General features: G+C 71.3%; 23 protein-coding genes and 1 pseudogene. 9 read left to right on the plus strand and 15 right to left on the minus strand.

Annotation, left to right across the window (positions count from 1 at the left end):
• Nucleotides 1-313: 313 nt before the first annotated feature.
• The 4 genes from ACZ4LX_RS18825 to ACZ4LX_RS18840 all read right to left on the minus strand — a co-directional run bounded on the left by ACZ4LX_RS18825 (nt 314) and on the right by ACZ4LX_RS18840 (nt 2,949).
• Entirely contained in the window at nt 314-1,168 is an 855-nt protein-coding gene (locus ACZ4LX_RS18825) for a dienelactone hydrolase family protein (RefSeq protein ID WP_467645688.1), read from the minus strand.
• Between the two features lie 273 nt (nt 1,169-1,441).
• Entirely contained in the window at nt 1,442-1,915 is a 474-nt protein-coding gene (locus ACZ4LX_RS18830; protein WP_467646165.1) for a hypothetical protein, read from the minus strand.
• 151 nt (nt 1,916-2,066) lie between these two features.
• Entirely contained in the window at nt 2,067-2,681 is a 615-nt protein-coding gene (locus tag ACZ4LX_RS18835) for a hypothetical protein (protein ID WP_467645692.1), read from the minus strand.
• Between the two features lie 4 nt (nt 2,682-2,685).
• Nucleotides 2,686-2,949, minus strand: coding sequence for a DUF397 domain-containing protein (locus ACZ4LX_RS18840; RefSeq protein WP_467645695.1), 264 nt, complete (start codon nt 2,947-2,949; stop codon nt 2,686-2,688).
• A 347-nt stretch (nt 2,950-3,296) separates the two neighbouring features.
• Here ACZ4LX_RS18840 and ACZ4LX_RS18845 point away from each other — a divergent pair, with 347 nt between their 5' ends.
• From ACZ4LX_RS18845 to ACZ4LX_RS18860, 4 genes are all read left to right on the plus strand, one after another.
• Nucleotides 3,297-3,425, plus strand: coding sequence for a hypothetical protein (locus ACZ4LX_RS18845; RefSeq protein ID WP_467645699.1), 129 nt, complete (start codon nt 3,297-3,299; stop codon nt 3,423-3,425).
• 591 nt (nt 3,426-4,016) lie between these two features.
• Nucleotides 4,017-4,370: a hypothetical protein gene (locus ACZ4LX_RS18850; RefSeq protein ID WP_467645702.1), complete on the plus strand. Its 354-nt coding sequence runs from the start codon at nt 4,017-4,019 to the stop codon at nt 4,368-4,370.
• A 93-nt stretch (nt 4,371-4,463) separates the two neighbouring features.
• Complete coding sequence (locus ACZ4LX_RS18855) at nt 4,464-5,123, plus strand: TetR/AcrR family transcriptional regulator (protein ID WP_467645709.1); 660 nt, start codon at nt 4,464-4,466, stop codon at nt 5,121-5,123.
• A 68-nt stretch (nt 5,124-5,191) separates the two neighbouring features.
• Nucleotides 5,192-5,794: a helix-turn-helix domain-containing protein gene (locus ACZ4LX_RS18860; RefSeq protein WP_467646169.1), complete on the plus strand. Its 603-nt coding sequence runs from the start codon at nt 5,192-5,194 to the stop codon at nt 5,792-5,794.
• A 480-nt stretch (nt 5,795-6,274) separates the two neighbouring features.
• Here the strand turns inward: ACZ4LX_RS18860 and ACZ4LX_RS18865 are convergent.
• A pseudogene (locus ACZ4LX_RS18865) lies at nt 6,275-7,241 on the minus strand (DUF5996 family protein).
• A gap of 198 nt (nt 7,242-7,439) precedes the next feature.
• Between ACZ4LX_RS18865 and ACZ4LX_RS18870 the strand changes: the two are divergent.
• On the plus strand, nt 7,440-8,162 hold the full coding sequence (locus ACZ4LX_RS18870; RefSeq protein ID WP_467645712.1) for a flavodoxin family protein: 723 nt from the start codon (nt 7,440-7,442) through the stop codon (nt 8,160-8,162).
• A gap of 20 nt (nt 8,163-8,182) precedes the next feature.
• On the opposite strand, the gene ACZ4LX_RS18875 is transcribed toward ACZ4LX_RS18870, so the two are convergent.
• On the minus strand, nt 8,183-8,914 hold the full coding sequence (locus ACZ4LX_RS18875) for a GDSL-type esterase/lipase family protein (protein WP_467645715.1): 732 nt from the start codon (nt 8,912-8,914) through the stop codon (nt 8,183-8,185).
• 59 nt (nt 8,915-8,973) lie between these two features.
• Between ACZ4LX_RS18875 and ACZ4LX_RS18880 the strand changes: the two genes are divergently transcribed.
• The 3 genes from ACZ4LX_RS18880 to ACZ4LX_RS18890 all read left to right on the plus strand — a co-directional run bounded on the left by ACZ4LX_RS18880 (nt 8,974) and on the right by ACZ4LX_RS18890 (nt 11,144).
• Nucleotides 8,974-9,987 (plus strand): YncE family protein, encoded by a 1,014-nt coding sequence (locus tag ACZ4LX_RS18880; RefSeq protein WP_467645718.1) that lies wholly within the window; start codon nt 8,974-8,976, stop codon nt 9,985-9,987.
• Between the two features lie 270 nt (nt 9,988-10,257).
• A complete protein-coding gene (locus ACZ4LX_RS18885) occupies nt 10,258-10,911 on the plus strand; it encodes a DUF6338 family protein (protein WP_467645720.1) in 654 nt (217 codons plus the stop codon).
• Nucleotides 10,908-11,144: a hypothetical protein gene (locus tag ACZ4LX_RS18890; RefSeq protein ID WP_467645722.1), complete on the plus strand. Its 237-nt coding sequence runs from the start codon at nt 10,908-10,910 to the stop codon at nt 11,142-11,144. Before ACZ4LX_RS18885 ends, ACZ4LX_RS18890 begins: the two co-directional genes overlap by 4 nt.
• 175 nt (nt 11,145-11,319) lie before the next feature.
• Here ACZ4LX_RS18890 and ACZ4LX_RS18895 read toward each other — a convergent pair whose 3' ends face one another.
• The gene (locus tag ACZ4LX_RS18895; RefSeq protein WP_467645725.1) at nt 11,320-16,098 is read right to left on the minus strand and encodes a CHAT domain-containing tetratricopeptide repeat protein; all 4,779 of its coding nucleotides are present in this window, start codon (nt 16,096-16,098) and stop codon (nt 11,320-11,322) included.
• Between the two features lie 193 nt (nt 16,099-16,291).
• Nucleotides 16,292-16,687, minus strand: coding sequence for a PPOX class F420-dependent oxidoreductase (locus tag ACZ4LX_RS18900; RefSeq protein ID WP_467645729.1), 396 nt, complete (start codon nt 16,685-16,687; stop codon nt 16,292-16,294).
• A 167-nt stretch (nt 16,688-16,854) separates the two neighbouring features.
• Here ACZ4LX_RS18900 and ACZ4LX_RS18905 point away from each other — a divergent pair, with 167 nt between their 5' ends.
• Nucleotides 16,855-17,364: a GNAT family N-acetyltransferase gene (locus ACZ4LX_RS18905; protein WP_467645732.1), complete on the plus strand. Its 510-nt coding sequence runs from the start codon at nt 16,855-16,857 to the stop codon at nt 17,362-17,364.
• 234 nt (nt 17,365-17,598) lie between these two features.
• Here ACZ4LX_RS18905 and serC read toward each other — a convergent pair whose 3' ends face one another.
• The 7 genes from serC to ACZ4LX_RS18940 form a co-directional block, all read right to left on the minus strand.
• Complete coding sequence (gene serC, locus ACZ4LX_RS18910) at nt 17,599-18,717, minus strand: phosphoserine transaminase (protein WP_467645736.1); 1,119 nt, start codon at nt 18,715-18,717, stop codon at nt 17,599-17,601.
• A gap of 114 nt (nt 18,718-18,831) precedes the next feature.
• A complete protein-coding gene (locus ACZ4LX_RS18915) occupies nt 18,832-20,079 on the minus strand; it encodes a cytochrome P450 family protein (protein WP_467645739.1) in 1,248 nt (415 codons plus the stop codon).
• Nucleotides 20,076-21,323 (minus strand): cytochrome P450, encoded by a 1,248-nt coding sequence (locus ACZ4LX_RS18920; RefSeq protein WP_467645742.1) that lies wholly within the window; start codon nt 21,321-21,323, stop codon nt 20,076-20,078. Before ACZ4LX_RS18920 ends, ACZ4LX_RS18915 begins: the two co-directional genes overlap by 4 nt.
• Nucleotides 21,320-21,985 carry a GTP-binding protein gene (locus tag ACZ4LX_RS18925; protein ID WP_467645744.1) on the minus strand — a complete coding sequence of 222 codons (666 nt, stop codon included), beginning with the start codon at nt 21,983-21,985 and terminating at the stop codon, nt 21,320-21,322. The genes ACZ4LX_RS18920 and ACZ4LX_RS18925 overlap by 4 nt, the downstream gene beginning before the upstream one ends.
• Nucleotides 21,966-22,331: a DUF742 domain-containing protein gene (locus ACZ4LX_RS18930; RefSeq protein ID WP_467645749.1), complete on the minus strand. Its 366-nt coding sequence runs from the start codon at nt 22,329-22,331 to the stop codon at nt 21,966-21,968. Before ACZ4LX_RS18930 ends, ACZ4LX_RS18925 begins: the two co-directional genes overlap by 20 nt.
• Nucleotides 22,328-22,756, minus strand: coding sequence for a roadblock/LC7 domain-containing protein (locus tag ACZ4LX_RS18935; RefSeq protein WP_467645754.1), 429 nt, complete (start codon nt 22,754-22,756; stop codon nt 22,328-22,330). The genes ACZ4LX_RS18930 and ACZ4LX_RS18935 overlap by 4 nt, the downstream gene beginning before the upstream one ends.
• Nucleotides 22,753-24,318 (minus strand): sensor histidine kinase, encoded by a 1,566-nt coding sequence (locus ACZ4LX_RS18940; RefSeq protein WP_467645757.1) that lies wholly within the window; start codon nt 24,316-24,318, stop codon nt 22,753-22,755. Before ACZ4LX_RS18940 ends, ACZ4LX_RS18935 begins: the two co-directional genes overlap by 4 nt.
• Between the last annotated feature and the right edge of the window lie 79 nt (nt 24,319-24,397).

Below are 24,397 nucleotides of genomic sequence, written 5' to 3' on the forward strand. Positions count from 1 at the left end.
ATCTCCAGGCTCGAAAGAGGACTCAGCAGAGACGACGACCTCGCCCTTGCCTACCGCGACTGGCTCCAGACCGCTTGACAGCAATAGGAGCTTCAAGGGGGATCTGACAAGGGGGTCTCCAAAAGGGAGACCCAAGGGGGCCTCCAAGTGAGGCCTGGGGGCCGCTTCACGAGTCCCCACGACATGACCCGCGGCCGGGAAACGGTGTTGCCCGACGCCCGCTCATCGAGGAGACCGGTGCCTGTCGTACTCCTCAATGAGCGGTATCAGGCCGGCAGCACCTACCGATCCCTGCCGGCCCAACGGCCCGGTCTCACTTCAGGTGCCGGGTGAAGAACTGCGCCGCGGCGTCCCCGGCGAACTGCGGGACGCCGGTGTGCCCGCCCATGTTGGCGTTCAGCGTCTTCTCCTCGGAGCCGAAGGCGTCGAACAGGTCCAGGGCCGCCTGCCGGTCGTTTCCTTCGTCGTCCCACTGCAACAGGACGTGCAGGGGAACGCTGACCTGCCGGGCCTCAGCGAACATGATGCGCGGCACAAAACTGCCCGCGAACAGCACGGCGGCCTTGAGGCGGGGCTCGACCGCCGCCAGCCGTATGCCGATGGACATCACGCCCCCGGAGTACCCGACCGGGCCGCCGATCCCGGGCAGTGCGAGGAGAGCGTCCAGGGCGGCCTGCCATTCCGGGACCGCCGTGTCGACCAGCGGGAGAACAAGGGCATCGACGATCGCGTCGCTGACCGGCTCACCGGCCTCGATCACCCGGCGCATGTCGGCGCGGGCCTGCTCGACGGCGGGCAGGCGAGGCCGGTCGCCGCTCCCGGGGAGCTCGATCGTGGCTGCGGCGAAGCCATCCGCCACTGCCTGCCGGGCCCGGCCCACCAGCCGGGGGTACATCCTGCGCAGCCCGAGGGGAGGGTGGCCGAGCAGGATCAACGGCACCGAAGCGGAGACGGGTGCCGAATCCGGTGTGGACGTCGACGTGGACGCGGACGTCGACATGGACGCGGACGTGGACGTGGATGTGGATGTGGAGGCGAGCGCCGACGCCTGTTCGGATGGGGAGGACGACGCGGACGCAGGCGTCCACAGGATGCCGGGGATCTCGCCGAGGGTGAATTCGCATTCCAGGACGCCGCCGTCGAGGCGTTGTTCGGAAGTGACGTGCATGGCCGTGCCTTTCGGGAGTGCTCACAGACGGCGCTCCCGGGCGGTCTATCGCCCGACCATGGCTCCAGAGGGGAGCACCCATGTCGATACTGCGTTCACGGGTACCACCTCCTCGTTCTCCTGCACGGCCTCCAGGAGGCTAGCAGCGGCGGCCGCGGGGAACCAACGAGGTTTCTCGGCGGCTACGCAGCCGACCGGCCGACCCTTTCAGCCGGAGGTCAACCGGAGGTCAGCCGGAGGTCAGCCGGAGTTCGGCCGGAGATCAGCCGGAAGTCAGCCGGAGTTCAGACTGCCGTGCGCTGCGGCCATGAACGCGGCCTTGTGCGTTTCGAGGTGCTCATTCACCTCGGTGTCACCGATCTCGCGCCATACCGCCTGGTTGAGTGCGTGCCCGTAGGCCCGTACGAGTTCGTGCAGCCGCTGGTCGCACATCAGCATCACATTGCCCGACGCGGTCCACAGCGCGGTCATGACGGGCCCGGCGCCGGTCATCCAGCCGTTCTCGTCGTCACCCCACGGATCAGGGCGGCGGTACGCGACCTGCTCGGCCTGCTGCGCCCTCGCGACGAACTCCTTGAGCACGACGAGCTGTTCGGCCCGGCGGCTCTCCGTCGTCGCAGCCGCCTGCCTGTGCCGCTCGGTACGCTCGGCGGACCGCTGCGCGGCACGCTGGGCAACGGCCGTCAGCCCGCCGCCGAGCAGAACACCGGCGAGCGAAAGAACGGGCGCCCAGATCTCACCGGCCATCGCGGTGCCCCTCCAAGATCGCAAGCATGGCGTGTGTATGAGCATGAGCATGCTACGCAGCGCGTGGGCAGCCCGGAGGGAATTCGCTCACGCACCCCGACGCGACGGCCCGGCAGGGGCGAAGCCGGGCGGGCACGGGTGTGGGCGCCGGTCACTTCCGGGAAGGGAAGGCCTCGTCGAGCGTCGGGACCGTGAGATGGCCGGACGTCATCGCGTCCAGGATGTCGTCCACCCGCAGGTAGCGCCCCTGCTGGATGGCCGGCGTGATCTTTCCGATCTTGCCGGCCTCGCTGAGGTGGAACACGGTCCAGCGGTGCGCGAACGTGTCGAGGGGCTGCCCGTCACGCTGGATCTGCCGGGTCTGCGCGCTCGGGCTGCGGGTCCCGTCGATCTCCTGGTTGATGGTCTCCACCGCGTCGACTCCGAAGACCATGCCGCCGCCGCCCCGTTGATACATCACGAGCATTCGGGGGCGGGCAAGGGCCACATGTTTGCTGTCGAGCGGGCAGATGTAGGCGCGGTGCGTGGCGAGGTCGAGCATCGCCTGTTCGTTCGCCGGCACGATCACCGCGTGGCTGTGCAGGGAGCGGAACCAGTCGATCGCGGCTTCCTCGTTCCACACGAGCTTGTTGCGATTGCGGAATACGGGATCTGCGACCAGGCCTCTGTACGCCATCAGCTCGATGCTGCGCGGCGGTCGCCCCACCAGGGAGCCGAAGTCGGCCCTGGTCAGGACCTCGGGCAGTTCGTCGAACCAGGTCGTCATGGAGCTAAACCACCGTGTACTTGGGGAAGGCCGCCCAGGCGGCCGGGGAAAGGGTGAGCGCGGGAACGGTGAGGTCCTTGGAGCTGCGGACGTGGATGGCGCGGCGGCGGGGGACGATCTCGATACGGCCGTTGCTTCGGCCCCAGCCCTTCCCGGGAGAGCCCGGCCCGTTCGCGGTAGTGCCGCAACAACGCACCGAACACGTCGGCGTTGCCGCCCCCACGATCACTGATGCGCACCGCACTACCCCCAATGCACAACAGTGCACAGACGCCTTGTGTCCCTGGTCACGGTACGTGCGAGTGCCGACGCTTTCCTTGTGGAACAGGAAAATTCACCGGACCTGATGCCCTCCTGGATCCCCGCGACGGGCCACGCCCTCCGTCACACGGGCATCCACTTCGACGCCGTACGCGTCATCGGCATCCTGCGCAAGTAAGTCGCTTACGGGACCACGCAGTTCACGGACTTCCAGACAGATCCCATCGCCCGGTCACGGATCGGTGAGCGGAGCATGTGCTTTCCGCTGCCGCCCGGGAGCGCTCGCGGGTGCCGATGGCCGGTCGGGGCCGAGGTGTTGGTCCGGGAGGGGCGGCCTTCGTCGGGGCGCCCGCAATGGAGGGGCTGACGTGTCCGCTGGACTGGCGTTCGCTGCCCATCGTCCAAGTCCCGTTCGCAGGTGCGGAACTGATGTTCGATCTGCTGCTGAAGGTGGTCGACGACGAGATTCGTGCGGTACGGTGATTGCGTCATTACGCTCCGTGCGCCTCAGCGCATGGGGCGGCCCCCGGCGGTGCTACCAACACCGGACCGAGGGCCTTCACCCTGCGATGGATCAGAGGTCCACCGAGAATGCCTTGCCATGCTATCTCGCCGTCCTGTGGCTACGTAAAAGCGCCGCACGACATCGTGCGGCATCCGCGCCTCGCCAGTGACGCGAAGAGTCTGATCACCTACGTGCAGGGCCTGCCCGAGAAGTGGGCAGGTGAGCCCCTCAGTGCACATGCCAAGAGGCTCGGCATCAAGGGGCGTGCCTGCCAGAAGGCCAAGGGGCAGCTGAAGGAAAACGGTTTCGTTCACGAGTGGCGGCGGCAGAGTGATGGCGGGTTGCGGGTGACCGATCAGCTTCTTTCCGACGTGCCGCTGACGGACGGCGAGGCCCGGCGCATCCGGGGGAACAGGGCGGAATCGCCGCAGGTGGGACTGAGTGAACACGCTCCGACGGTCGGTCATCCGAGGGCTTGGTCCGCCGGTGGTCAACTACCGGTGGATGAAGGACATGAGAAGAACTCACCCCACCCGCCCTCCGAAGGGACCGCTCGGGCGGCGGAGTCCGTGGAACCGGCCTCGGTCAACTCCGGCCCTCAACTCGTCGAGACCGAAAGGGTCCTGCTCTCGCTCCGGCGCACACACCCCGGGCAGCGCGTCGCGGGCCGCGAGGTCCGTGCTCTGGCCGAGGCCGGCGCCGAGTGGCTGCGGCACGGCGTGAAGGCCTCCGACCTGTGGCCGGCGCTCGTCGGTGAGTTGCCCGCCGGAGGGGTGCGGTCCGCGGCCGGATTCCTGCGGTACCGGCTCGTACAGCAGAGGCCGGCGCGGCTGCCCGCCGAGGAACCGGCCGCCCCGTTCGCGGTGTCCTGGCGGGAGCGGTTCGTGGCGGTGCGGGCGGCGGAGGGAGCAGCGGCTGAGTGAGGCGTACGGCTGTTCGCCGTGTGGCGGTAGCACCGTGCACACGTAGGAGCGAGGACAGTGGGCCCGGGGGCCTGGACGGACCGAGGAGGACCGATGACGGATGCCGTGATGGAACTGTGGAACGGGTCGAAGGCGACGCGGGACCCCGCGAGGGCGCGTGCGCACATCATGACGGCCGGGCGGACCTTGTTCGCCGTGTACGGCTACGCCCGTACCACCGTGGAGGAGCTGTGCGCCGCCGCGCACGTGGAAGTGCGGGACTTCTACCGCGAGTTCGAATCGCGCGAGGCCCTGCTCACCGAGCTGTACGACGAGGTGGCGACCCGGGGCATGCGGGCGTCGGAGGCCGAGCTGGCGGGCGAGGGCATGGAGACCTGCCCGACCGAGGAGCGGGTCCGCAGGCTCTTCGACGCCTACGTTCGGGCCGTCACGCGTGACCCGGGCGAGGCGAGGGTGGCGTTCGTCGAGGTGCTCGGGGTGAGCCGTGAGATGGATGCCCACCTCACGATGTGGCGGTCGGTGTGGATCGCGTTCCTCACCCAGGAGTCCGAGCGCGCCAGGGGGAGGGGGCACGGAGTCGACGGCGACCTCGCCGTGGTGGTGAAGGTGCTGACCCGCTCCGTCGACGAACTCCTCGCACATCACGGCCGCCGACCGCGTCAGGTGCCGCCCTCCTTGCTGACCAGCGAGTTCACCCGGCTGACCATGGCGATGATCGGTCCGGTGGGCGGGGGAGACGACGTCTCCGGTTGACAACACCGCTTGCCGGGTCAGCAAATGGAGGTATGGCAGAAGACAAGGCGGGAGCAGAGGGCGGCGCGATGGGGGACGACGAGCTGTCGTCCGTCCTGACGGGCGTCGGCCCGCGATTGCGCGCGTTGCGGACCGAGCGGGGGACGACGCTGGCGCAGCTGAGCGAGACAACGGGGATCTCGCTGAGCACGCTGTCCCGGCTGGAGTCCGGCGGCCGCAAACCGACCCTTGAGCTGCTGCTCCCGCTGGCGAAGGCGTACGGGGTGCAGCTGGACGAGCTGGTGGGCGCTCCGGACACGGGGGACCCGCGTGTCACCTTCCGCCCGTTCAAGCGGCACGGCATGACGTTCGTGCCGCTGACCCGGCATCTCAGCGGGGTGAACGCGTACAAGCAGGTCATGCCGGGGGCGACGGGCACGGAGGGGCCGGTCGAGCAGCGGGTGCACGAGGGGTACGAGTGGTTGTACGTGCTCTCGGGGCGGCTGCGGCTGGTGCTGGGCGACCATGACCTGGTGCTGACGGCGGGGGAGGTGGCCGAGTTCGACACGCACACCCCGCACTGGTGGGGGGCGGCCGGGCCGGAGCCGGTGGAGTTCCTCAGCCTGTTCGGGCCGCAGGGGGAGCGGATGCATGTACGGGCGAAGCCGACGCGGGGTTCGGCCGACGCGTGAACGACGAGGGCCGGGCGTCGGATCGCGTCTCGGTGGTCTGCGGACTGCGTCGGCCCGTTGTTTCCTGCCGGGAGGTGTCACATTGGCGCACTCTCGTTCGCGGGGGAGGAGGGACCGCTCCGCCGGACGAGGGGCCGTGTTCACTGCGGCGGTGACGTGCTGACCAGTGGGTGGTGCTGGCAGCATCTGCCGGAGACGTTCGGGGGGTCGCCCGCGACGGCGCACCGCCGGTTCACAGCTTGGGCCGAGGCCGGCCTGCGGTGATGCTGGAAGTCAGGTCCTCGCGAGTCCGGTAGGTGTTCAGCACGACGGAGATCCCGGCCAACGCGAAGACCCTGGCCTGTGCCGGGCCTGGCTTGTGCCGGCGCCTCTGCCTGACCTGGCCTGTGCCGGGCCGGCTTGTGCCTGCCCTGGCCTCGGCGTGTGAGCGCTCCGGTGCCGGACCGTGCGCATGGCGTCCGGGGCGGGCCGACCGCCGGGTCAGGTTCCGGGCCGCCGATGTGCCGTGGCGGAGGCCTGGGGGTCGGTCACTCCTCCCGGGCAGAGCCGGTCGCTGTCCCAGCCCGCCAGGCGTGCACCGGCCGCATACGCGGAGTCGTAGAACCGGAGGATCTGGGCCCACGCGTCGGGTGCGGTGCGCACGTCGTCGTAGGGCAGCAGGGCGAGGTGCGAGCCGTTGCTCTCCGTCCACCGCGCGGCCGGCGGTTCCAGCGGCTGCCGCTGCAGTCCGTCGGGTTCGGGCGCCGTGTACGAGTGGAAGGCAGGTTCGGGGTAGGACCGTTCGTCACCGAACCAGAAACCGCTGCTGATCACCTCACGCGAGTACGCCTCACGGGTCACGGGTCACGGGATCAACGGACAGCCCCTGTGGCACGTGCCGGTCGGAGAACCGAGTGACGACAAGGTCAAAGGTGTGCCAGAAGTGGTGGACAGGGCTGGTCTTCCCGGAGTAGCCGGCCGCGTACTTCTCCAGAACCAGCATGACCTGGGTGAGGATCGTCCAGTAGCGGTTCACGGCCGCCGGATCGTACGTGGCGTGTTCGTCGTCTTCGGCGAACGGCCGGGCCGCGTCGGGCAGGTCGAAGGGGTACGGGTGCTCCGGAAGCACACTGATACCCAGGTGGCCCAGCGCGCCGGTGAACTCCCGGAAGAAGTCGCCGACCGACAGGCCCATCAGGGGGAACGACACCCGGCGCCCGTCGAGGGTCAGAACGCGGAGACGGTGGGCCGTGAAATCGAAGTCGACGGTGAACACGGTGCCGTCGTCGAGCGGGCCGCTGGGCCGGGTGGTGATGCCGCTCCCGGTCAGGTGGAAGGGAACGTTCCACCAGTGGTTGCGCCGGACGCCGGCTGCCAGCCGCACCTTCCCGACGATCTGGAGGAACCGGTGCAGCGTCTCCTTCGTCGGGGCCCAGGACTCCCTGGGCAGCGGGGGAAACAAATCCATCGGAGGCGCCTCCCAGAGTGCCGCCCCCGGCTCGGACGGCCGAGGACACGTGGTTCCACTCTCACGCCCAGTGCCTCGGGGTGCATCCGCTGGGCGGTGGGTGCCGGGGTGCGTACCGCGTTCGCCGCGTTGCGATGGCCCTTCACCGCCCGGCCTTCCAAGCTCATATCATCAGCCACCGCGAAGGGACCCCCACCCGTGCCGTCCACCATTCCGCCCCGTTACGACGACCTCAGCGCCCTCTACCTCAACTGCACCCTCAAACCGTCACCGGAGACGAGCAATACCGAGGGAGTGATCGACCGCAGCGCCGCGGTGATGCGCGCGGCCGGCGTGCGTACGCAGGTGATCCGCCCCGTCGACCGGGACCTCGCGGTCGGCGTCCAGCCCGACATGACCCAGCACGGTGCCGCCACCGACGCCTGGCCGGAGCTGCACGCCGAAGTGATGAACGCTGACATCCTGGTGCTCTGCGGACCGATCTGGCTCGGTGACAACAGCTCCGTGATGAAGCACGTCATCGAACGGCTCTACTCCAACTCGGCCGAACTCAACGACGCGGGCCAGTCCGCGTACTACGGGCGGGTCGGCGGCTGTCTGATCACCGGCAACGAGGACGGCCTCAAGCACTGCGCCATGAACATCCTCTACAGCCTCCAGCACATCGGCTACGCCATCCCCCCGCAGGCCGACGCGGGCTGGATCGGCGAGGCGGGCCCAGGACCCAGCTACCTCGACCCCGGCTCCGGCGGCCCCGAGAACGACTTCACCAACCGGAACACCACCTTCGCGGCCTGGAACCTCATGCACCTCGCCGCTCTCCTGAAACACGGCGGAGGCATTCCCGCGTACGGCAACCAGCGCCCCGAGTGGAACGCCGGCTGCCGCTTCGACGCACCCAACCCAGAGCACCGCAGCTGATCAGCACCGGCTCTGGGCGATCAAGCTGCCGTGCTCTCTCCGCCGGCCCCCCTCGCCTCGTGTGCCTGCCGTCCGCTGCGGTACGGGTGGCCGATGCCCCACGCCTGGTGCATCGCGTCGGCGTAGGCCGCCGCGAGTCTGTGTTCGCCCGAGGGGCCCGGGTGTGTGCCGTCGTACGTGTCCGTGTGGATGTCGTAGCCGGTCGGGTGCGAGGCCAGGAGGAGGGGGGAGGCCGGGGCGTCGAGGTCGGCCACCGTCTTGGCGAGGAGTTCGTTGAAGCGGGCGCACTCGGCGGCGAAGGGGGCGTCGGACTCGGCCCGGATGTTCGGTATGACGGGGAGCAGCACGCACTTGATGTGCGGGTTCGCCGTGCGGGCGGCGGTGAGGAAGGCGCGGGCGTTCAGCGCGGTCTGCTCGCTGTCCGTGTAGAAGCCGAGGTCTATCAGGCCGAGGGAGACGAGCAGGACGTCCGCCCGGTGCTCGGTGACCGTGTCCGCTATCACCGGCGCCATGTGCAGCCAGCCCTCGCCCCAGCCGGCCAGGTGGCGGCGGGCCTCGGCGGGGAAGCCGGGGGCGGCGTACGCGGTCGAGGCGGGCGTGCCCGTGTCGGTGTCGTACAGCTCGGTGCGCGGGCCGACGAGCGTGTGCGGGCCGTCGAAGGCCGCTTCGAGGTGCTGCCACATGCGGTAGCGCCATGTGAAGTCACCGGCGCGTCCGATGGTCATGGAATCGCCGACACACATGAAACGCATGGCGCCATCATGGCGGATCATGGCTCCGGCCTGCGACGTGACGATGGACACTTGTCCCCATGCGTTCGTATCGACTGACTGCCCTCGGGGTCGCCGCCGTGCTGCTGTCCCTCGCCGGGGCGGGGCCCGCCCTGGCCGACGACGGGGATGCCGACCGGAGCTTCACGATCGAGGATCCCCGGATCACCGAGTCCAGCGGCCTCGCCGCCAGCCGCGCCCATCCCGGGATCTACTGGACGCACAACGACAGCGACGACGGGCCGTACGTCTTCGCCGTCGACTCCCGCACCGGGAAGACCGTCGCGCGGATCACCATGCAGGGGGTGGGCGCGCCCCGGGACCTGGAGGCGATCTCGCTGGGGCCGGACGGGAATCTGTACGTCGGTGACATCGGCGACAACCTGAACGGCAGCTGGGACCACGTCTGGATCTACCGCTTCCCCGAGCCGAAGGAGCTCCGGGACGCGACCGTCCGGGCCACGCAGTTCGACGTGAAGTACGCCGACGGCCCGCGCAACGCGGAGGCGCTGATGGTCCACCCGAGGACCGGCCGCGTGTACATCGCGTCGAAGAACGAGAACGGCGGCGGGCTGTACGAAGGCCCCGCGAAGCTCACGACCGGCGGGGACAACGTGTTCCGGCGGGTCGGGGAGGTGCCGTGGGTGACGGACGGCGCGTTCTCGCCGGACGGCAAGGAGCTGGTGCTGCGTTCGTACTTCAGCGCGCGTGGTTACGCCTTCGCGAACGGGCGGCTCGGCAAGGACTACCCCGTCGAGTCGCCGCTGCTCGGGCAGTCCGAGTCGGTGACGTACACGGCGGACGGTTCGGCGCTCATGTACGGCTCCGAGGGGGAGCAGAGCGATGTGGTGCGGGTGGACCTGAAGAAGGCCGGGGGAGACGGGCCCGCTCGGGCGGGTGGCACGGCGCCGTCGTCCGCCGGTGCGGGCAGTGCCGGGAACGGGGACGGGAGCGGTGACGGGGTGCCGGTGAAGGGCAGCACGGTGACCGGGGGCATCGTGCTCGCGGCGTTCGCGCTGATCCTGTTCCTGGGCAGGCGGCGCCGGAAGGGGTGACCGGGAGGGGCGAGCGGAGGGGGCGTCCGGGAGGGGCGACCGGGCGGGGCGAGGGGCGCGGTGGCGCGCGGTCCTTGGTGCTGTCCGCCGGGCGGCGCACGGTCCCGGCTCCCGGTGCCGTTCCGCACGGCGGCGCACGCCCGGCGCGGGGCAAGGTCCTGTGAGCGCCGGTTTTCCACAGGCCGGGACATGGATCGGCCCGTTGCGTCATCCTGAGGCGGCAAGGTCACGGCCGGCGTACGGAGCAGAGCACGGGGGTGCGGTACAGCGATGGTTCCTGGAACAGTGCAGCAGTTGACCGTCCTGCTGATCCTCGTGCTGCCCGGTGTCTTCTATCAGGCCGTGCGGGAGCGACTGCGCGGCCCGCTCGCCGCCGAGCAGGAGCCGCAGAACCGCCTCGTGCGTGCCATTGCCGCAGGGGCCCTGCTCGACACCCTCTACGCGGTGGTCGCGGGGCCGTGGCTGGTGCGGCTGCTGTCCGGGGGCGGAGAGGGGCCCCTGGCCGGGGTGGTGCGGGAGCCCCGCCGGGCGGGGATCGCCGCGCTGCTCCTGATCGTCGCCGTGCCGTCCGCGCTGGCCTGGGCGGAGGCGGCGTGGCGAAGACGCCACGTCCGGGCGCAGTACGAGCCGACGCCGACCGCCTGGGACGCCATGTTCCACGACCGGGGATCGTGCTTCGTGCGCGTACGCCTCAAAAGCGGTCTGTGGGTGGGAGGTTGGCTGGGGTCGCGGTCGGCCGTCTCCGCGTATCCGCAGAGCGGGGACCTCTATCTGCAGGCTCAGTACCGGGTGGGATCCGACGGCAGGTTCCTGGGGAAGGTGCCCGGCACCGCGGGTGTGTACGTGCGGGCGGGCGACATAGAGGTACTGGAGATGCTGCACCCGCCGTCCGCGGGAGCGGCCGGAGAGGGTGGTGGTCGATGACGGGCGGTCAGGAGACGGGCGGTCAGGGGACGGGCGATCTTGAGGCGGGAGATCAGCGGACGGGTGACGATGCCGAACTGGCGGGCTTGGTAGCCGAGTTCGCCTTCCAGCGGATCTATCGGCCCACCGATGGCATGGCTGAGCCGGAGGAGATGCCGCAGGGGCCGTCGGGCTCGGCGATGGGGGATGCCGCGCCGCCTGCCCAGGCGCCCGGTGATCCCGAGGCCCCCTGAGTGGATTCGGGGGCGTTCCGGGGGCGCCTTGATCAACTCCGGCGTACGAGTGGTGGGCTCCGGCGTATGAGTGGTGCGGGTCCCGGCGTACGAGCGGTGCGGCTCCGGCGTGCGAGCGGTGCGGGTCCCGGCGTGCGAGCGGTGCCGGGTCGGCGTATGAGCGGTGCGGGTCCTTTCACGGGCCGGTGTGGATGTGTGCCGCCCAGAGGTGCGGGGCCTGTGCGTAGCGGTCGCGCAGGGCCCTGACCGGGTGGTGCAGGGCGGCGGCCGGGTCGATGGGGCGGCCCAGGGCGACGTCCTCGGCAAGCGCGGTGTAGACGGCCTCGGTGAGGTGGGTCGCCAGCTTGTCGGCGATGGGCCACAAGGTTCCGATCACATGCGGGTACCCGGCCAGTTGGAAGGACGAGGCCAGCTGGACCGCCTCGTCGGACAGCTTGATGCCGCCCCGGGACGCGGAGCAGGCGGACAGCATGGCGAGCTCCGGGGCGGCCGGTCGCCGGCCGGCGACATCGGACACGGTGAGCCGCCCGTCGTACAGGACGAGACCGCTCTGCGAGGGGTCGAGCAGCTCGCTGACCCCATGGCAGCTGAAGTGGACCCACGGGTGGGCTTCGAGCGCCCCGCCGACCGCTTCCACCGTGGCATCGGGCCCGGCCAGCAGCCGCCCCGCGGGGAAGAGCTCCGCGAGCAGTTCCGCCTCCCGTGCGACACCGGGCAGGGGCGTGGCCCCCGGTGTTTCGGGGAGGGCCACGACCAGCGGCGCCGGCCGGGAGGGGACACCGGGGACGAGGCCGGAGCGGGCCCTGACCAGGGCGCGCAGGGTCGGGGTGTACGAGGAGACGGCACGGTCCATGACCCAGGTGCCGGAATCCGGCCCGCCGCGCCCGGCCGCGTGCAGCGGCAGGAACGACAGCCAGCCGGTCGGGCACCACCACAGCCGGGTCCAGGCGGCCCCTTCCGCGGGTCCGGCGTCCAGCCCGAGGTGGGCCAGGACGGGCGCGGTGACCGTGTCCCAGAGCCAGCCGAGGGTTCCGGACAGGGTGCGCATCATGGCGACGGCTTCGTCGACACCGTTCTTCCCGTACACCGTCTCCATGCCGTCGATGAACTCCGCGGCCCGGGTCATGGTGGCGTCCAGGGTGAGGCCGGGCAGCGGGACCACGTCGATCCCGGCATCGGCCGTCACGATCAAGGCGTCGCAGCGGTAGTGGCTGATGTTGACGACCACGACGGGGCCCTCGGCGGCGGCCGTGACCAGTTCCGGTACGGACGGCGGGTGCAGGAAGTGCTCCAGGCCGGGCATTTCCCGTACCTCTGCGAGGAGTTGGTTCCAGCGGTGGGCCAGGGCGTGGCGGTCCTCGGCGGTCGCGGCCGTGTCGTAACCGTCCCGGGCCGGGGAGAGGGGGAGCGGGGCGCTCAACCGGTCGCGGATCTGCTCGAACTCGGCCGCGCGGGCGGGGTCGAGATCGCGCAGCCGTGACACGTCGGCCCGGTTCTCCAGGCCCTGGGCCAGCAGCACGCCCCGCCCCTGTTCGAGGAGGGCGAGGGCGCGGTCCGCGTCTCCCGCGTCGAGCGCCAGCGCGGCGGCGTCGCTCGCCAGGCCGTCGCTGCCGCGCAGCCGCGCTTCCTGGTCGGCACGGGCGAGGCTGCGCGGGGCTATTCCGGGCAGCAGGCCGACGCCGTACGCGTACCCTTCCAGGGCCTCTTGGCGGTCACCGGACCGCACCGACGCCAGCCCCCAGGCGCGGGCGGCCTGGAGCCGGGACGCGCTGTGGGCGACCGGATTCCGCGCGCAGCTGCGGGCGAGGCGGACCACCTCCGCGAGATCGACCTGTTCTCCCGCGGTCTCGCGGTCCAACTGCACCATGGCCAGCAGAAGCTGGGACAGATAGTGGTTCGGGTTGCCTTCGGGTGCGCAGGCGAGGGATTCCGCGGCGGCATCGGCCGCCCGGTTCAGTGCCTGCCGGGCCGTCGCCCCGGTGCGGTCCTCGGCCAGGCGGGCGACCGTGTGACAGGCCATCGTCAGTTTCTGCAGGGCGAAGGAGCGTGAGGGGTGCTGCCTGCCGAGCCGGCCCACCACCTCTTCGAGGACCTGCCTGGCCTCTTCGGCCGTGCGGGGGTCCTTGTCCGCGTCGGCCCTGGCGGCCAGCACGGTGCCCAGATTGACGGCGGCCAGCTCGCTGGCCACGACATCGCCACGCTCCACCGCCATCGCCGCGCGCAGGAGCGTGATCACCTCGTCGGTGGAGGACGTGTCGTCGGTGTACTCGTCCCAGCTGCGCAGTGCTTCGGCGAGGTTGTTCAGGTGCAGGGGGCGGTCCATGGCCGACGGCAGGCTCTCTCGCACCGCGCGGCGCAGCGCCGTCACCGCTTCGGCCATCCAGGCGCGGTTTCCCATGCGCCGGCCGCGGTCCATGAGCGCGCCGCCCAGGTTGGTGAGTGCCATGCTGACGCGCGCCCGGGAGGCGTGCGTCACGGCCTGGCGCAGCGTCTCGACCGCGGTGTCCATGAGCTGTTCGTCGCCGGTGTTACGTGCTTGGTTCCACTGCGTGTGGCCCAGGCTGCTGAGGATGACGGACCGGATTTCGGACGGTTCGGGCGGCTGGGTGGCCAGGGCGGCGCGGTACTGCCACATGGCCTCGTCGCTGTGGTGTGCGTCGCGGGTGTAGAGGTAGAGGGCCCCCAGGCTGTTCGCGAGGCCGAGCAGCGCCACGGTCGAAGGGGGCCCCGGCGCCATCACGAGCGCCTCCCGGTGCCATCGGACGGACTCCTCCAGCGGGGCGGGATCGGAGGCCAGCCGTGCGTGGTTGCGCAGGGCTTCGCCGAGGGCCGAGCGGCATTCGGGCCCGCCGTAGGTGTCCTCGTCGGAGGAGGCGACGGCTGTGCGCAGCACCTCGACGCCCTCCCGTAACGCCTCGGCGTCCGAGCAGAATTCGGCGACGGCCAGCAGGGCTTCGCCGAGGCACATGAGCAGGTACACATGGAGGAGGTCCTCCGCCGACGACAGGGCGACGGCTTCCCGGTGGGCGGCCACCGCTGCGGTGAACTGCCCGGGCTGACCGGTGCGCATGGCGATGCCGTGCAACGCGTGACCGGTGTTCGACCGGCACTGGGCCCTTTCGGCGCGGGAGAGCGGGGCATGCTCCGCCTCCTCCAGCAGGAGGCGCACCGCTTCCTCGTACAGATCGACGCCGCTCGTCGCGTCGGCCCGCCTCATGAGGACGTTCGCGTACTCCGCGTGGCAGTCCCAGTACATCGAGTCGTGCACGGGGAACAGGCCGAGTGCCTGGCGCATCTCGTCGGCGCCCTGACGCCAGGCGGCCTCGTCCGCGCCGGCGCGGTCGGTCAGTACTCCCCCGAGTCCGAAGCGGGTGACGGCTTCGAAGCCGTCGTCGGGGGACGGCAGGGCGAGGCACTCGCGGAAGCAGGCGACGGCCTCGTCGACGCTGCCGTCGCCGCCCGACACCTGGAGGCAGCGTCCCAGGTGCAGCAGGGTCTTGGCGCGTTCGGCCGAGCGGGCCGGAAGCTCCGCCACGAGGGCCCGAAGCATGGTGATCGCGTACGGGAGTTCTCCGGGATCCCCGGTTTCCCCGGTGGCCAGCACGTGCCGGATGGCGCGCTTGAACAGCAGGGCGGCGAATCCGTTGGCGTGGAGCACCCGTCGGGCGAGGTCGTCGGCCGGCACGCACTCCATGCCCCGGCGGGCCTGGGCGACGGCCTCCGTGAGGTCGTCCGCCCCGCCCGTCGTCGCGTGTCGCGCGTCCAGGACCTTGGACAGGGCCAAGTGGGCCTGGGCGCGCACGGGATGCCCGGCCGGTGCGCCTTCGAGGGCGTCGCGGGCGGCCTCGTAGGCCTCGTCCAGGGCGGCCGGGTCGGCGTTCTCCATGGCGTGTCCGGCGAGCAGCAGGCCGAGGTTGGTGAGGTACACGGTGCGTTCGAAGGAGTTGGGGGCCGTTTCCGCGGCCGAGCGGCAGGCGGCGATGCCCTCCTCGTACGGTCCGGCGTCGCCACCGTCCCCCGTGGCTCCCTGGAGGAGGGCGACGCCCAGGTCGGAGAGGACCGCTGCCCGGCTGGACAGTACGACGTCCGGCTCCGCGAGGGTGGTGCGCAGCAGCGCGATGCCCTCGGAGCGCAGCGCCGGATCGTCCAGGAGTTTGGCGGCGCCGCACAGCGCGGAACCGAGGGTGGCGCTGTGCTGGGGGCGATGGGGGTTGTTCCAGGTGGTGAGCTCCACCGCCTTGCGCAGTTCGGCGACTGCTTCCCGCATCCGGTCCTTGTCCGCGTTCGCCTCGGACCAGTGCCGGAGGGCGTACCCCAGGTTGCCGTGCCTGCGGGCCTGTTCGTCGCGGGCGCCGGGGGCGCAGACCACGGCGGCGCGGTGCGTGCGGACGGCTTCGGCGAGCACCGGCAGGCCCGCGCCGTCCTGGAATCCGTAGAAGAGGACGAGTCCCAGATCCGACAGACAGACGCCCTGCTCAAGGCTTCCCTCGCCGAAGGCGGTGGCGGCGTGCCGCAGCAGGGTCTCGGCGAGGGGCAGTGCCGCGGGATGGCGGCTCTGCTGGAACAGCAGTGTCAGCCCGAGGGCGGCGTAGTAGGCGAAGCCGGGCTCGGTCGCGGCGCCGGCCGGATCGCCGGACAGGGTGGCGAACAGCGGGTGCATCCCCTCGGGCGCCTGGCCCGGGTGGTGCTCCTCCAGTGCGAGGAACCGGAGGAGAGCGGAGCCGAGCGCCCCGGGGTCCTCCTCGTTGGCCGCGAGGTAGCGGCACCAGTCGGCGTAGCCGAGAGCCGTGGCCCCGAGGTCCCAGGCGTCGCCGTCGGGCAGGGCGAGTCCGTCACGCACCTCGGCGGCCGCCGCCGCGGCCTCCGCCCCGAGGAACCATTCCAGGGCGGCGGGATCGCTCTCCGTGCGCCGGGCCTGCTGGAGGATGCGGTGTGCGGCGCTCTCGGGCGTCATGCGGAGAGCCGCCGGTCCCGGACGGTCGTGCGGCGCCGACGGCCGCGCCGAACCGGGGCGGCCGGTGCCGTATCCCTGTCACATCGGGTCGTGTTCCCCTGCTGTGCCATCGCTCCCCCGTTGGCCGGTCTCGGTCTCAACCTACCGATTGACGGCCCGACTTGAGCCGGTTCGCAGGCCGGACCTCCGGCCATCAGGGTTCGAGTGGCCGGATCTCGTAGTGCAGGGTCCGGTCCCGCTTGATCCGGTGCGCGAGCGGGACGAGTACGCCCTGCACGACCGGGTGTTTGCGGGAGAGCATCCGGGCGGCGTGCGTGTTCTCCTTCGACCCGGCCTGGAGGAGGCGGGCGTGCGCGGTGATCTGCGGCCCCGTCGGCCGGCCGCGCAGGGTGCACGGTCCGACCTTCACGAGGGGGTGGTTGCGCATCCGCTCCACCTTCCACGCCGAGGAGAACGTACGGATGTAGGCGTGGTCGCCCTCGACGGCGATGTTCACGGGGGTGTCGGCATGCGTCCCGTCCTGCCGCCGCGTGCTGAGCAGGACGGCGTACTGCTTCACGAACGGCTTCAGCTCGGGGATCGTCTCCATGCCTTCCATGGTCCGCCGCCCCGGCGCCGTGTCATCCGCGCGGGCGGTGCGGAACGGGCGTTTCGAGGGCGGTGACGCATTCGGTACGGGCCGGGTGGCGGTTCCGGAACAAAGCGCGTCCTCCGGTACAGGCCGGGCAGCGGGTTCCAATATAGAATCCGTGTTCGATGACGACGAACCATGGGCCTCGGCCCTTCTCCACCGCCCGTCTCGACGCCGTGCCCCTGCGGGTGGCCCACGCGGACGAGATGGCGGCACTGCTGGACGATCCCGGCCTCCACACCTTCACCGGCGGCGCCCCGGAGACGGCCGGGGAACTGCGCGCCCGGTACGAACGGCAGACAGCCGGTTCACCGGACCCGGACGAGCTCTGGTGGAACTGGGTGCTGAGCGTCCGGGGCCAGGACTGCCTGGCGGGCTATGTACAGGCCACGGTCCGCGGGCCCCGGGCCGAGATCGCCTGGGTGATCGGGACGCCGTGGCAGGGGCGTTCGTACGCCAAGGAGGCGGCGCGGGGCCTCGTCGCGCACCTGGGGGACGGGGGAGCGGTCCGTACCGTCATCGCCCACATCCACCCCGATCACGCGGCGTCGGCCGCGGTGGCCGCGTCGGCCGGGCTGGTGCGGACCGGCGAATGGGAGGACGGGGAGGAGCGGTGGCGGCTCGGGGAGCGGTGAGCGCCGTGCCCTCGGACGCCGGACGGGACTGACCGATTCCGGCCGGCCCGCGGTGAGGAACGGGATCATGGGTGTGGCCGGTGCGTCGGCGTGCGGGCCGTCCGGGAGCGGGGCCGCGGTGATGACGCCTCCGGTGATCTCGGCGCGATGACCCGGAAGCTGTTCCGTGAGCGGAAAACGGCCCCGCGTACACACGGACGTGTGTACGCGGGGCCGTTTTCCGGGCTGTGGGCGTTACAGCTTCTCGATCACGTAGTCGATGCACGCCGTCAGCGCCTGGACGTCCGACGGGTCGATCGCCGGGAACATCGCCACGCGCAGCTGGTTGCGGCCCAGCTTGCGGTACGGCTCCGTGTCGACGATGCCGTTGGCGCGCAGCACCTTGGCGACCGCGGCGGCGTCGATCTCGTCCGCGAAGTCGATCGTGCCGATGACCTGCGAGCGCTTGGCCGCGTCCGTGACGAACGGGGTCGCGTACTTCGACTCCTCGGCCCAGCCGTACAGGTGGCCGGCGGAGGCGGCCGTGCGGCCGGTGGTGAAGTCCAGGCCGCCCTGGGAGTTCATCCAGTTCAGCTGCTCGTTCAGCAGGAACAGCGTGGCGAGCGCCGGGGTGTTGTACGTCTGGTTCTTCAGGGAGTTGTCGATCGCGGTGGGCAGCGAGAAGAACTCCGGGATGTGCCGGCCGGAGGCGTGGACGCGTGCGGCGCGCTCCAGGGCCGCCGGGGAGAAGACACCGATCCACAGGCCGCCGTCGGAGGCGAAGGACTTCTGCGGGGCGAAGTAGTAGACGTCCGTCTCGGCGATGTCGACGGGCAGGCCGCCCGCGCCGGAGGTGGCGTCCACCAGGACCAGGGAGCCCTCGTCGGCGCCCGCGACGCGCTTGACGGGCGCGGCGACACCGGTCGAGGTCTCGTTGTGGGTGAAGGCGTAGACGTCGACGCCCGCCTCGGCCTTCGGGTCCGGGTGGGTGCCCGGGTCGGAGGCGATGACGGTCGGGTCGGCCAGCCACGGGGCGAGCTTGGCGGCCTTCGCGAACTTCGAGGAGAACTCACCGAAGTTGAGGTGCTGGGACTTCGTCTCGATCAGACCGTGCGTCGCGACGTCCCAGAAGGCGGTGGAGCCGCCGTTGCCCAGGATCACCTCGTAGCCCTCGGGGAGCGAGAAGAGGTCGCGCACGCCGTCACGTACCGCGCCGACCAGGTTCTTCACGGGGGCCTGGCGGTGGGACGTACCGAGCAGAGACGTACCGGTGGCGGCCAGCGCGTCGAGCGCCTCCGTCCGCACCTTGGAAGGACCGGCGCCGAAGCGTCCGTCGGCGGGCTTGATGTCAGCGGGAATCTGGATGTCGGCCACGAGTCGGAGCGTAGCCGCTCGGTGCGGCGGCCACCGCCACCGTCCGTCGGGTGAGACGCGCGATCCGGTCCGTGGACCGGACCGCGCGGCGGGCCGCGGCTGCGGGGCGGCCGGTCAGCCCAGGGTCACCGGGAGTTCGAACAGGTCGTTCTGGGTCACGATCGGCTTGTTGCGCAGCTCGCTCACCGGGACGGCCAGGGCCAGGCCGGGGAAGCGTGCGTAGAGCGCGGGCAGGGCGACAGCCGCCTCCAGACGGGAGAGCGCGGCGCCGGGGCAGACGTGCGGGCCGTGGCCGAAGGAGATGTGGCGGTTGGGGGAGCGGGTGACGTCGAACTCCGTCGCCGTCGCGCCCCACTGCTGCTCGTCGCGGCTGAGCGCGGCGAACGAGGTCATGACGCCCTCGCCCTTGGGCAGGATCCGGTCGCCGACCTCGATGTCCTCGGTGGCGAACCGGATCAGGATGTGCGAGGTCGGCGGGGACCAGCGCAGCGTCTCCTCGATCACGCCGTCCCAGGTCGCCTCGCCCGCCAGCACCGCCCGGCGCTGCTCGGGGTGGCTCTGGAGCGCCACGACGGCGTTCACGATCAGGCTGATCGTGGTCTCGTGCCCGGCCGCGATGATCAGCTTCAGGGTGTTGAGGATCTCCCCGTCGGTGAGGTGGTCGCCGTCCTCGGACGCGGTGATCAGCGCGCCCGTCAGGTCGTCGGCGGGGGACTCCTTCTTCTCGTCGAGGATCCGTGAGAACAGGGTGTGGATGTCCGCCATCATCTGCGGCACCTCGGCGGGCGGCGTCAGGTTGGAGAAGAACTTGTCGAAGAGTTCCTTCATCCTGGGCAGATCGGCCGAGTCGATGCCCATGAGCTCGCTGATCACGTTCATCGGCAGCGGGTAGGCGAACTCGGCCTTCAGGTCGACCGTTTCGCCGGCCGGGCGCTCCGCCAGCCGGTCCAGCAGCTGTTCGGTGCGTGCCTCGATGCCGGCGCGCAGCCGCTCCACCCGGCGCACGGTGAGCGCCTGGGCGACCAGTCCGCGCAGCCGCCGGTGTTCGGCACCGTCCGCGGTGAGCATGGTGCGGCCCGGGTTGACGAGCCCGATCAGCGGCCAGTCCGGCGGGATCTCGCCGCGCTGCCAGGCGCCCCAGACGTTGATGTCCTTGACCAGGCGGCTGTCGGTGAGCAGCGCCTTCGCCTCGGCGTGGTGGGTGACGGTGTAGACGGGTACCCCGCCCGGCAGTTCGACGCGGACGAGGGGGCCCTGCGCGTACAGCCGGGCGCTCTCGCCCGCGAGGTCGGAGACGAGCGGGTCCAGGACGATGCGGTCCCCGGCGTCGGTTCCGGTCGGTTCGGTGGTGGGCGCGGTCATCTTTGGCCTCCAAGGGCGGGGGTGGGCGTGAAGCGCACCGGCAGGTCCGTCAGTCCGCGGAGCCACGGGGAGGGGCGCCGGGTCAGCCGGTCCTCGGGGACGGCCAGGTCGACGTCGGGGAGCCGGTCGAGGATGACCTCGATCGCGGTACGAGCGATGACCTCGGCGGTCTCCTGGGCCGGGAACGGGCAGCGGTGGTCGCCGTGGCTGAAGGAGAAGAAGGCGTTGTTGCCGCCCGTGAGCGTGGACCCGTCGGTACGGACCTGGGGGTCGGAGTTGGCGCCCGCCAGGCTGAGGACCAGCAGATCACCGGCCTTGATGTGACGGCCGCCGAGGTGCGTGTCGCGGCTCGCCCAGCGGCCCGCGATGTTCTGGCTGGGGGTGTCCTCCCAGAGCACCTCGTTCATGGCTTCGCCGACGCTGTGCCGGCCGCCGGAGAGCGAGGCGGCGAACCGGTCGTCGGTGAGCATCAGCCGCAGCGAGTTGCCGATCCAGTCCGCGGTCGGCTGGTGTCCGGCGGCCATCATCACCATCAGGTCCCGGGCGACGTCCTCTTCGGTGAAACCGCCGGTGTTGGCGAGCATCCGGGTGGCGACGTCGTCACCGGGTTCGGCGCGGCGCGCGGCCAGCAGTTCGTACATGGACGTGGCGATGTGCCGCTGGCCGGCCAGCGCGGTCGCCCCGCCGTTGATCATGTCGTTCATCGCGGTGACGAGGGCGGGGCCCTTGTCGTCGGGGAATCCGTAGAGCTTCGCCAGCACCCGTACGGGCAGCAGCATCGCGTACTCGGCGATCAGGTCGGTGGTGCCGACCGGGCTGAAGGCGTCGATGAGGTCGTCGGCGAACTCCTCGGTGCTCTTCTTGAGGTCGAACGGGCTGCCGGCCTCCAGCGCCTCGCTGATCATGGCCGCCCGCCGGCTGTGGCGTTCGCCGACGGTGTAGAGGATGGACGGCTGGTCCCGGCTGATCATCGGCATCAGCGGCCAGTCGTCCGGGATCGCGGACCACTGGTTCCACAGCTGGGAGTCACGGGTGAAGAGCACCGGATCCCCGGTGAGCTGGTGCAGTTCGCGGTAGCCGATGACGAGCCAGGCGGGGATGTCACCGGGCAGGACGATCGGGGCGACCGGACCGTGCTCGCGCCTGATCCTCCGGTACAGCTCGGCGGGGTCGCCCTGGAACCCGGGACCGTACAGGGGTATGGCACCGGAATCGGCGCCGGCCGCGTGGGGGCACTGGTTCACGTGGTGTGCTCCGGGGTGAGGGCGGGAAGGGCCTGGTCACCGTCGGCCGGGACGGCGGGCTCGCCGGTGTTCCCGGCGCGGGCGGCCGACAGCGCGTGCAGATGCTCGACCAGCGTGATCAGGACGTACTTGCTGGAGGACCGGTCCCGGGCGTCGCACTCCACGAGCGGTACGTCGTCCGAGAGGGCGAGCGCCTCGCGGATCTGCTGCTCGGTGTGGAGCGGGCCGCCGAAGTCGTTGCACGCCACGATGAACGGCGTGCCGTGGTGCTCCAGCCGGTCGATGGCGTACCAGGAGTCGGCCAGACGCCGGGTGTCGACGAGCACGACCGCGCCGAGCGTCCCGGAGAACAGCCGGTCCCACAGGAACCAGAAGCGCTCCTGTCCGGGTGCGCCGAAGAGGTACAGCACGGAGCGGGCGTCGAGGGAGATCCGGCCGAAGTCGAAGGCGACGGTGGTGGACGTCTTCGACCGCACCCCGTCGAGGTGGTCGACGGCCTCGCCCGCGCGGGTCATCGTCTCCTCCGTGTTGAGCGGACGGATCTCGCTCACGGATCGGACCATGGTGGTCTTGCCGACCCCGAAGCCGCCGACGACGACTATCTTCAGTCCGTTGTCGGCCGTGGCCTGCAGGGCGGCACGGTCAGAGGTTGCGGAGTCCAACGAGCACCTGTTCCAGGATGTCGGGGTCGGGGAGCCGGTCCGCGACACGTGCGGTACGGGGGTGGCGGGCGCTGATCCGGCCGGTGTCGAGCAGATCGCACAGCAGGATGCGCACGATGCTGACGGGCAGGTTCAGTCCGGCGGCGAGTTCGACGACCGCGGTGGGCCGTTCGCACATCCGCAGGATCGTGACGTGCTCCGACTGCATGCCGGGGGACGGCTCGCATTCGGAGACGACCAGCGTCACCAGGTCGAAGGCGGCCGAATCGGAGCGGCTGCGGCCACCGGTGAGGGTGTACAGCCGGTCCGGATCCTCGTCCCGGCCGGGGCGGGGGCGGGGCGTCATACGCTCGCGGTTTCGGAGGCCTCCGCGGACTCGCGCGGCGGGGCGACCAGATGCTCGCCCAGCTGCTCGACGAGTTCGCTCATGTTGTGGCCGACGAGGCCGACGTCGGCGCTCTCGGCGGCGACGACCGCGAGGTGGGCCCCCGCTCCCGCCTCCACGATGAACAGCACCCCGCCGTAGAACTCGGCCATCGCCGACCGTACGCCGCCGGTGCCGTCACCGAACTCGACGGACGCGCCGTGCGACAGGCTCTGGATCCCGGCCGAGATCGCGGCCAGCTGGTCCGCCTGGTCGACGGAGAGCTCGGGGGTACGGCACAGCTTGAGGCCGTCCCTGGACAGCACGAGGGCGTGGCGGGCGCCGGGGGTGCGCTCCAGGAGCCCCTCCAGCAGCCAGTTGAGCTTCTCGTCGGTGGTCGCGGTCATGGGGTGTTGCCTTCCGGGTGCGGGGAGTTGGGCCGTACGGCCTGGCGGAAGCTGCTGAAGCGGGCTGCCTGGGTCTTGGGGTCGGCGGTACGGGGCCGGGAGGCGGCGTCGTCGGCCGCCCCGGAGTCCGAGGGGTCGGGGGCGGCCGCCGCACGGGCACGGGACTCGGCCGCGGCCAGGGTGCGGCCGCGCGAGCGCTTGGGCAGACCGCTCTCACCGAACCGGGGGAGGCCGCCGGTGGTGTCCGAGCCGGAGTCGGAGCGCAGCGGATCCTGGGCGCGGGCGGCCTCGGAGGAGGTACTGGTGCGGTCGGCGCGGGAGGTCTCGGAGGAGGCGCCGGTGCGGTCGGCGCCGGAGGCGTGGACCGGCTCGGGCTCGCTCGCGCGAGGCGCGGGGATCGCGAGGGTCGCCGTGGCCGCGGCGGTCGAGGTGGCCGCGGAGGCCACCGAACCGGCGACGGGCTCGGGGGCCGGGGTGCGGGTGATGATCTCCTGCGGGAGCATCATCAGCGCGCCCGTGCCGCCGCGCGCGGAGGGGCGGAACGAGACGGTCAGTCCGTGCTTGCGGGCGAGGCGGCCGACGACGGCGAGGCCCAGGCGGGTGCCCGCGAGGCCGGTCAGGTCCTGGTCGACCGCGGATACGGCACGCTCGGCGCGGCGCAGCTGCACATCGCTCATGACCAGACCGCTGTCCTCGACGGTCAGCACGAGACCGGCCGGGACCTCCTCCACGTACACATGGACCTCGGCCGTGGGGGGCGAGAAGTTCGCGGCGTTGTCGAGGAGTTCGGCCAGGGCGTGCATGACGCCCTCGGCGGCGTGACCGGCGACGGCGACATCGCTGGTCGAGTGGAGGCGGACGCGCTGGTATCCGCTGATCCGGCCCATCGCGCCGCGCAGGATGGACTCCATCACGATCGGCTTCGCCCAGCGCCGCCCGGAGCGGGCGCCGGTCAGTACGGCGATGGAGTCGGCCAGCCGGCCGGCCTGGGCGGTGCGGTGGTCCAGGTGGAGCAGGTCGCCCAGGACGTCCTCGGCGGAGTGCCGGTGTTCCATGTCGCGCAGGTCGGCGAGCATGCTGGTGGCCAGGGCCTGCATCCGGCCCGCCGCGTTGGCGCAGGCGGCGACGGCGGCGGCGCGCTCGGTGTCACTGCGGGAGGCGCGGGCCTTGAGCCGGGCGTTGTCGGCGGTGAGCTGTTCGGCTCCGGCCGCCGCCTCCTTGACGACCCGGGCCGTCTCGGCAGCTGCCGCGGCCTTGATCCGGGCGGTCTCGGCGGTGAATCGCTGGGCGTCGGCGGCGGAGGCCGACACCATCCGTGAGGTTTCGGCGGTGAACCGGCCGCTCTCGGCCGCGAGCAACGCGCGCAGCCGCTGTGCGGTGCAGCGGGCGTGCACGGTGGTGGCGACGGCGACGGAGAGCAGCACGGCGGCGGCGCTCGCCCCCCAGGCCACTGCGGTTCTGGCTGATTCGGGAGCGACGGCGGTCGCCCACACGCACAGGGATCCGGTGAGGGCCACGGTGACCAGCAAGGCCAGTGCGGTCGGCCGGGTTGAGGGGCGCAAGCGGAGTCCTTGGGGGGCGGACGGTGACGGATGGGATGGTTCGGGCGGGTCGGGCAGGTCGTGACCGGGGTACTCAAAA

The sequence above is a fragment of the Streptomyces sp. NPDC026062 genome, assembly GCF_055568375.1.

What these genes read in the sequence shown, in the direction of transcription:
- ACZ4LX_RS18825 (WP_467645688.1), bottom strand. Translation starts at nt 1,168, where the DNA reads ATGCACGTCACTTCCGAACAACGCCTCGACGGCGGCGTCCTGGAATGC.
- ACZ4LX_RS18830 (WP_467646165.1), bottom strand. Translation starts at nt 1,915, where the DNA reads ATGGCCGGTGAGATCTGGGCGCCCGTTCTTTCGCTCGCCGGTGTTCTG.
- ACZ4LX_RS18835 (WP_467645692.1), bottom strand. Translation starts at nt 2,681, where the DNA reads ATGACGACCTGGTTCGACGAACTGCCCGAGGTCCTGACCAGGGCCGAC.
- ACZ4LX_RS18845 (WP_467645699.1), top strand. Translation starts at nt 3,297, where the DNA reads ATGGAGGGGCTGACGTGTCCGCTGGACTGGCGTTCGCTGCCCATCGTC.
- ACZ4LX_RS18855 (WP_467645709.1), top strand. Translation starts at nt 4,464, where the DNA reads ATGACGGATGCCGTGATGGAACTGTGGAACGGGTCGAAGGCGACGCGG.
- ACZ4LX_RS18860 (WP_467646169.1), top strand. Translation starts at nt 5,192, where the DNA reads ATGGGGGACGACGAGCTGTCGTCCGTCCTGACGGGCGTCGGCCCGCGA.
- ACZ4LX_RS18875 (WP_467645715.1), bottom strand. Translation starts at nt 8,914, where the DNA reads ATGCGTTTCATGTGTGTCGGCGATTCCATGACCATCGGACGCGCCGGT.
- ACZ4LX_RS18880 (WP_467645718.1), top strand. Translation starts at nt 8,974, where the DNA reads ATGCGTTCGTATCGACTGACTGCCCTCGGGGTCGCCGCCGTGCTGCTG.
- ACZ4LX_RS18885 (WP_467645720.1), top strand. Translation starts at nt 10,258, where the DNA reads ATGGTTCCTGGAACAGTGCAGCAGTTGACCGTCCTGCTGATCCTCGTG.
- ACZ4LX_RS18890 (WP_467645722.1), top strand. Translation starts at nt 10,908, where the DNA reads ATGACGGGCGGTCAGGAGACGGGCGGTCAGGGGACGGGCGATCTTGAG.
- ACZ4LX_RS18895 (WP_467645725.1), bottom strand. Translation starts at nt 16,098, where the DNA reads ATGACGCCCGAGAGCGCCGCACACCGCATCCTCCAGCAGGCCCGGCGC.
- ACZ4LX_RS18900 (WP_467645729.1), bottom strand. Translation starts at nt 16,687, where the DNA reads ATGGAGACGATCCCCGAGCTGAAGCCGTTCGTGAAGCAGTACGCCGTC.
- ACZ4LX_RS18905 (WP_467645732.1), top strand. Translation starts at nt 16,855, where the DNA reads ATGACGACGAACCATGGGCCTCGGCCCTTCTCCACCGCCCGTCTCGAC.
- ACZ4LX_RS18915 (WP_467645739.1), bottom strand. Translation starts at nt 20,079, where the DNA reads ATGACCGCGCCCACCACCGAACCGACCGGAACCGACGCCGGGGACCGC.
- ACZ4LX_RS18930 (WP_467645749.1), bottom strand. Translation starts at nt 22,331, where the DNA reads ATGACGCCCCGCCCCCGCCCCGGCCGGGACGAGGATCCGGACCGGCTG.
- ACZ4LX_RS18935 (WP_467645754.1), bottom strand. Translation starts at nt 22,756, where the DNA reads ATGACCGCGACCACCGACGAGAAGCTCAACTGGCTGCTGGAGGGGCTC.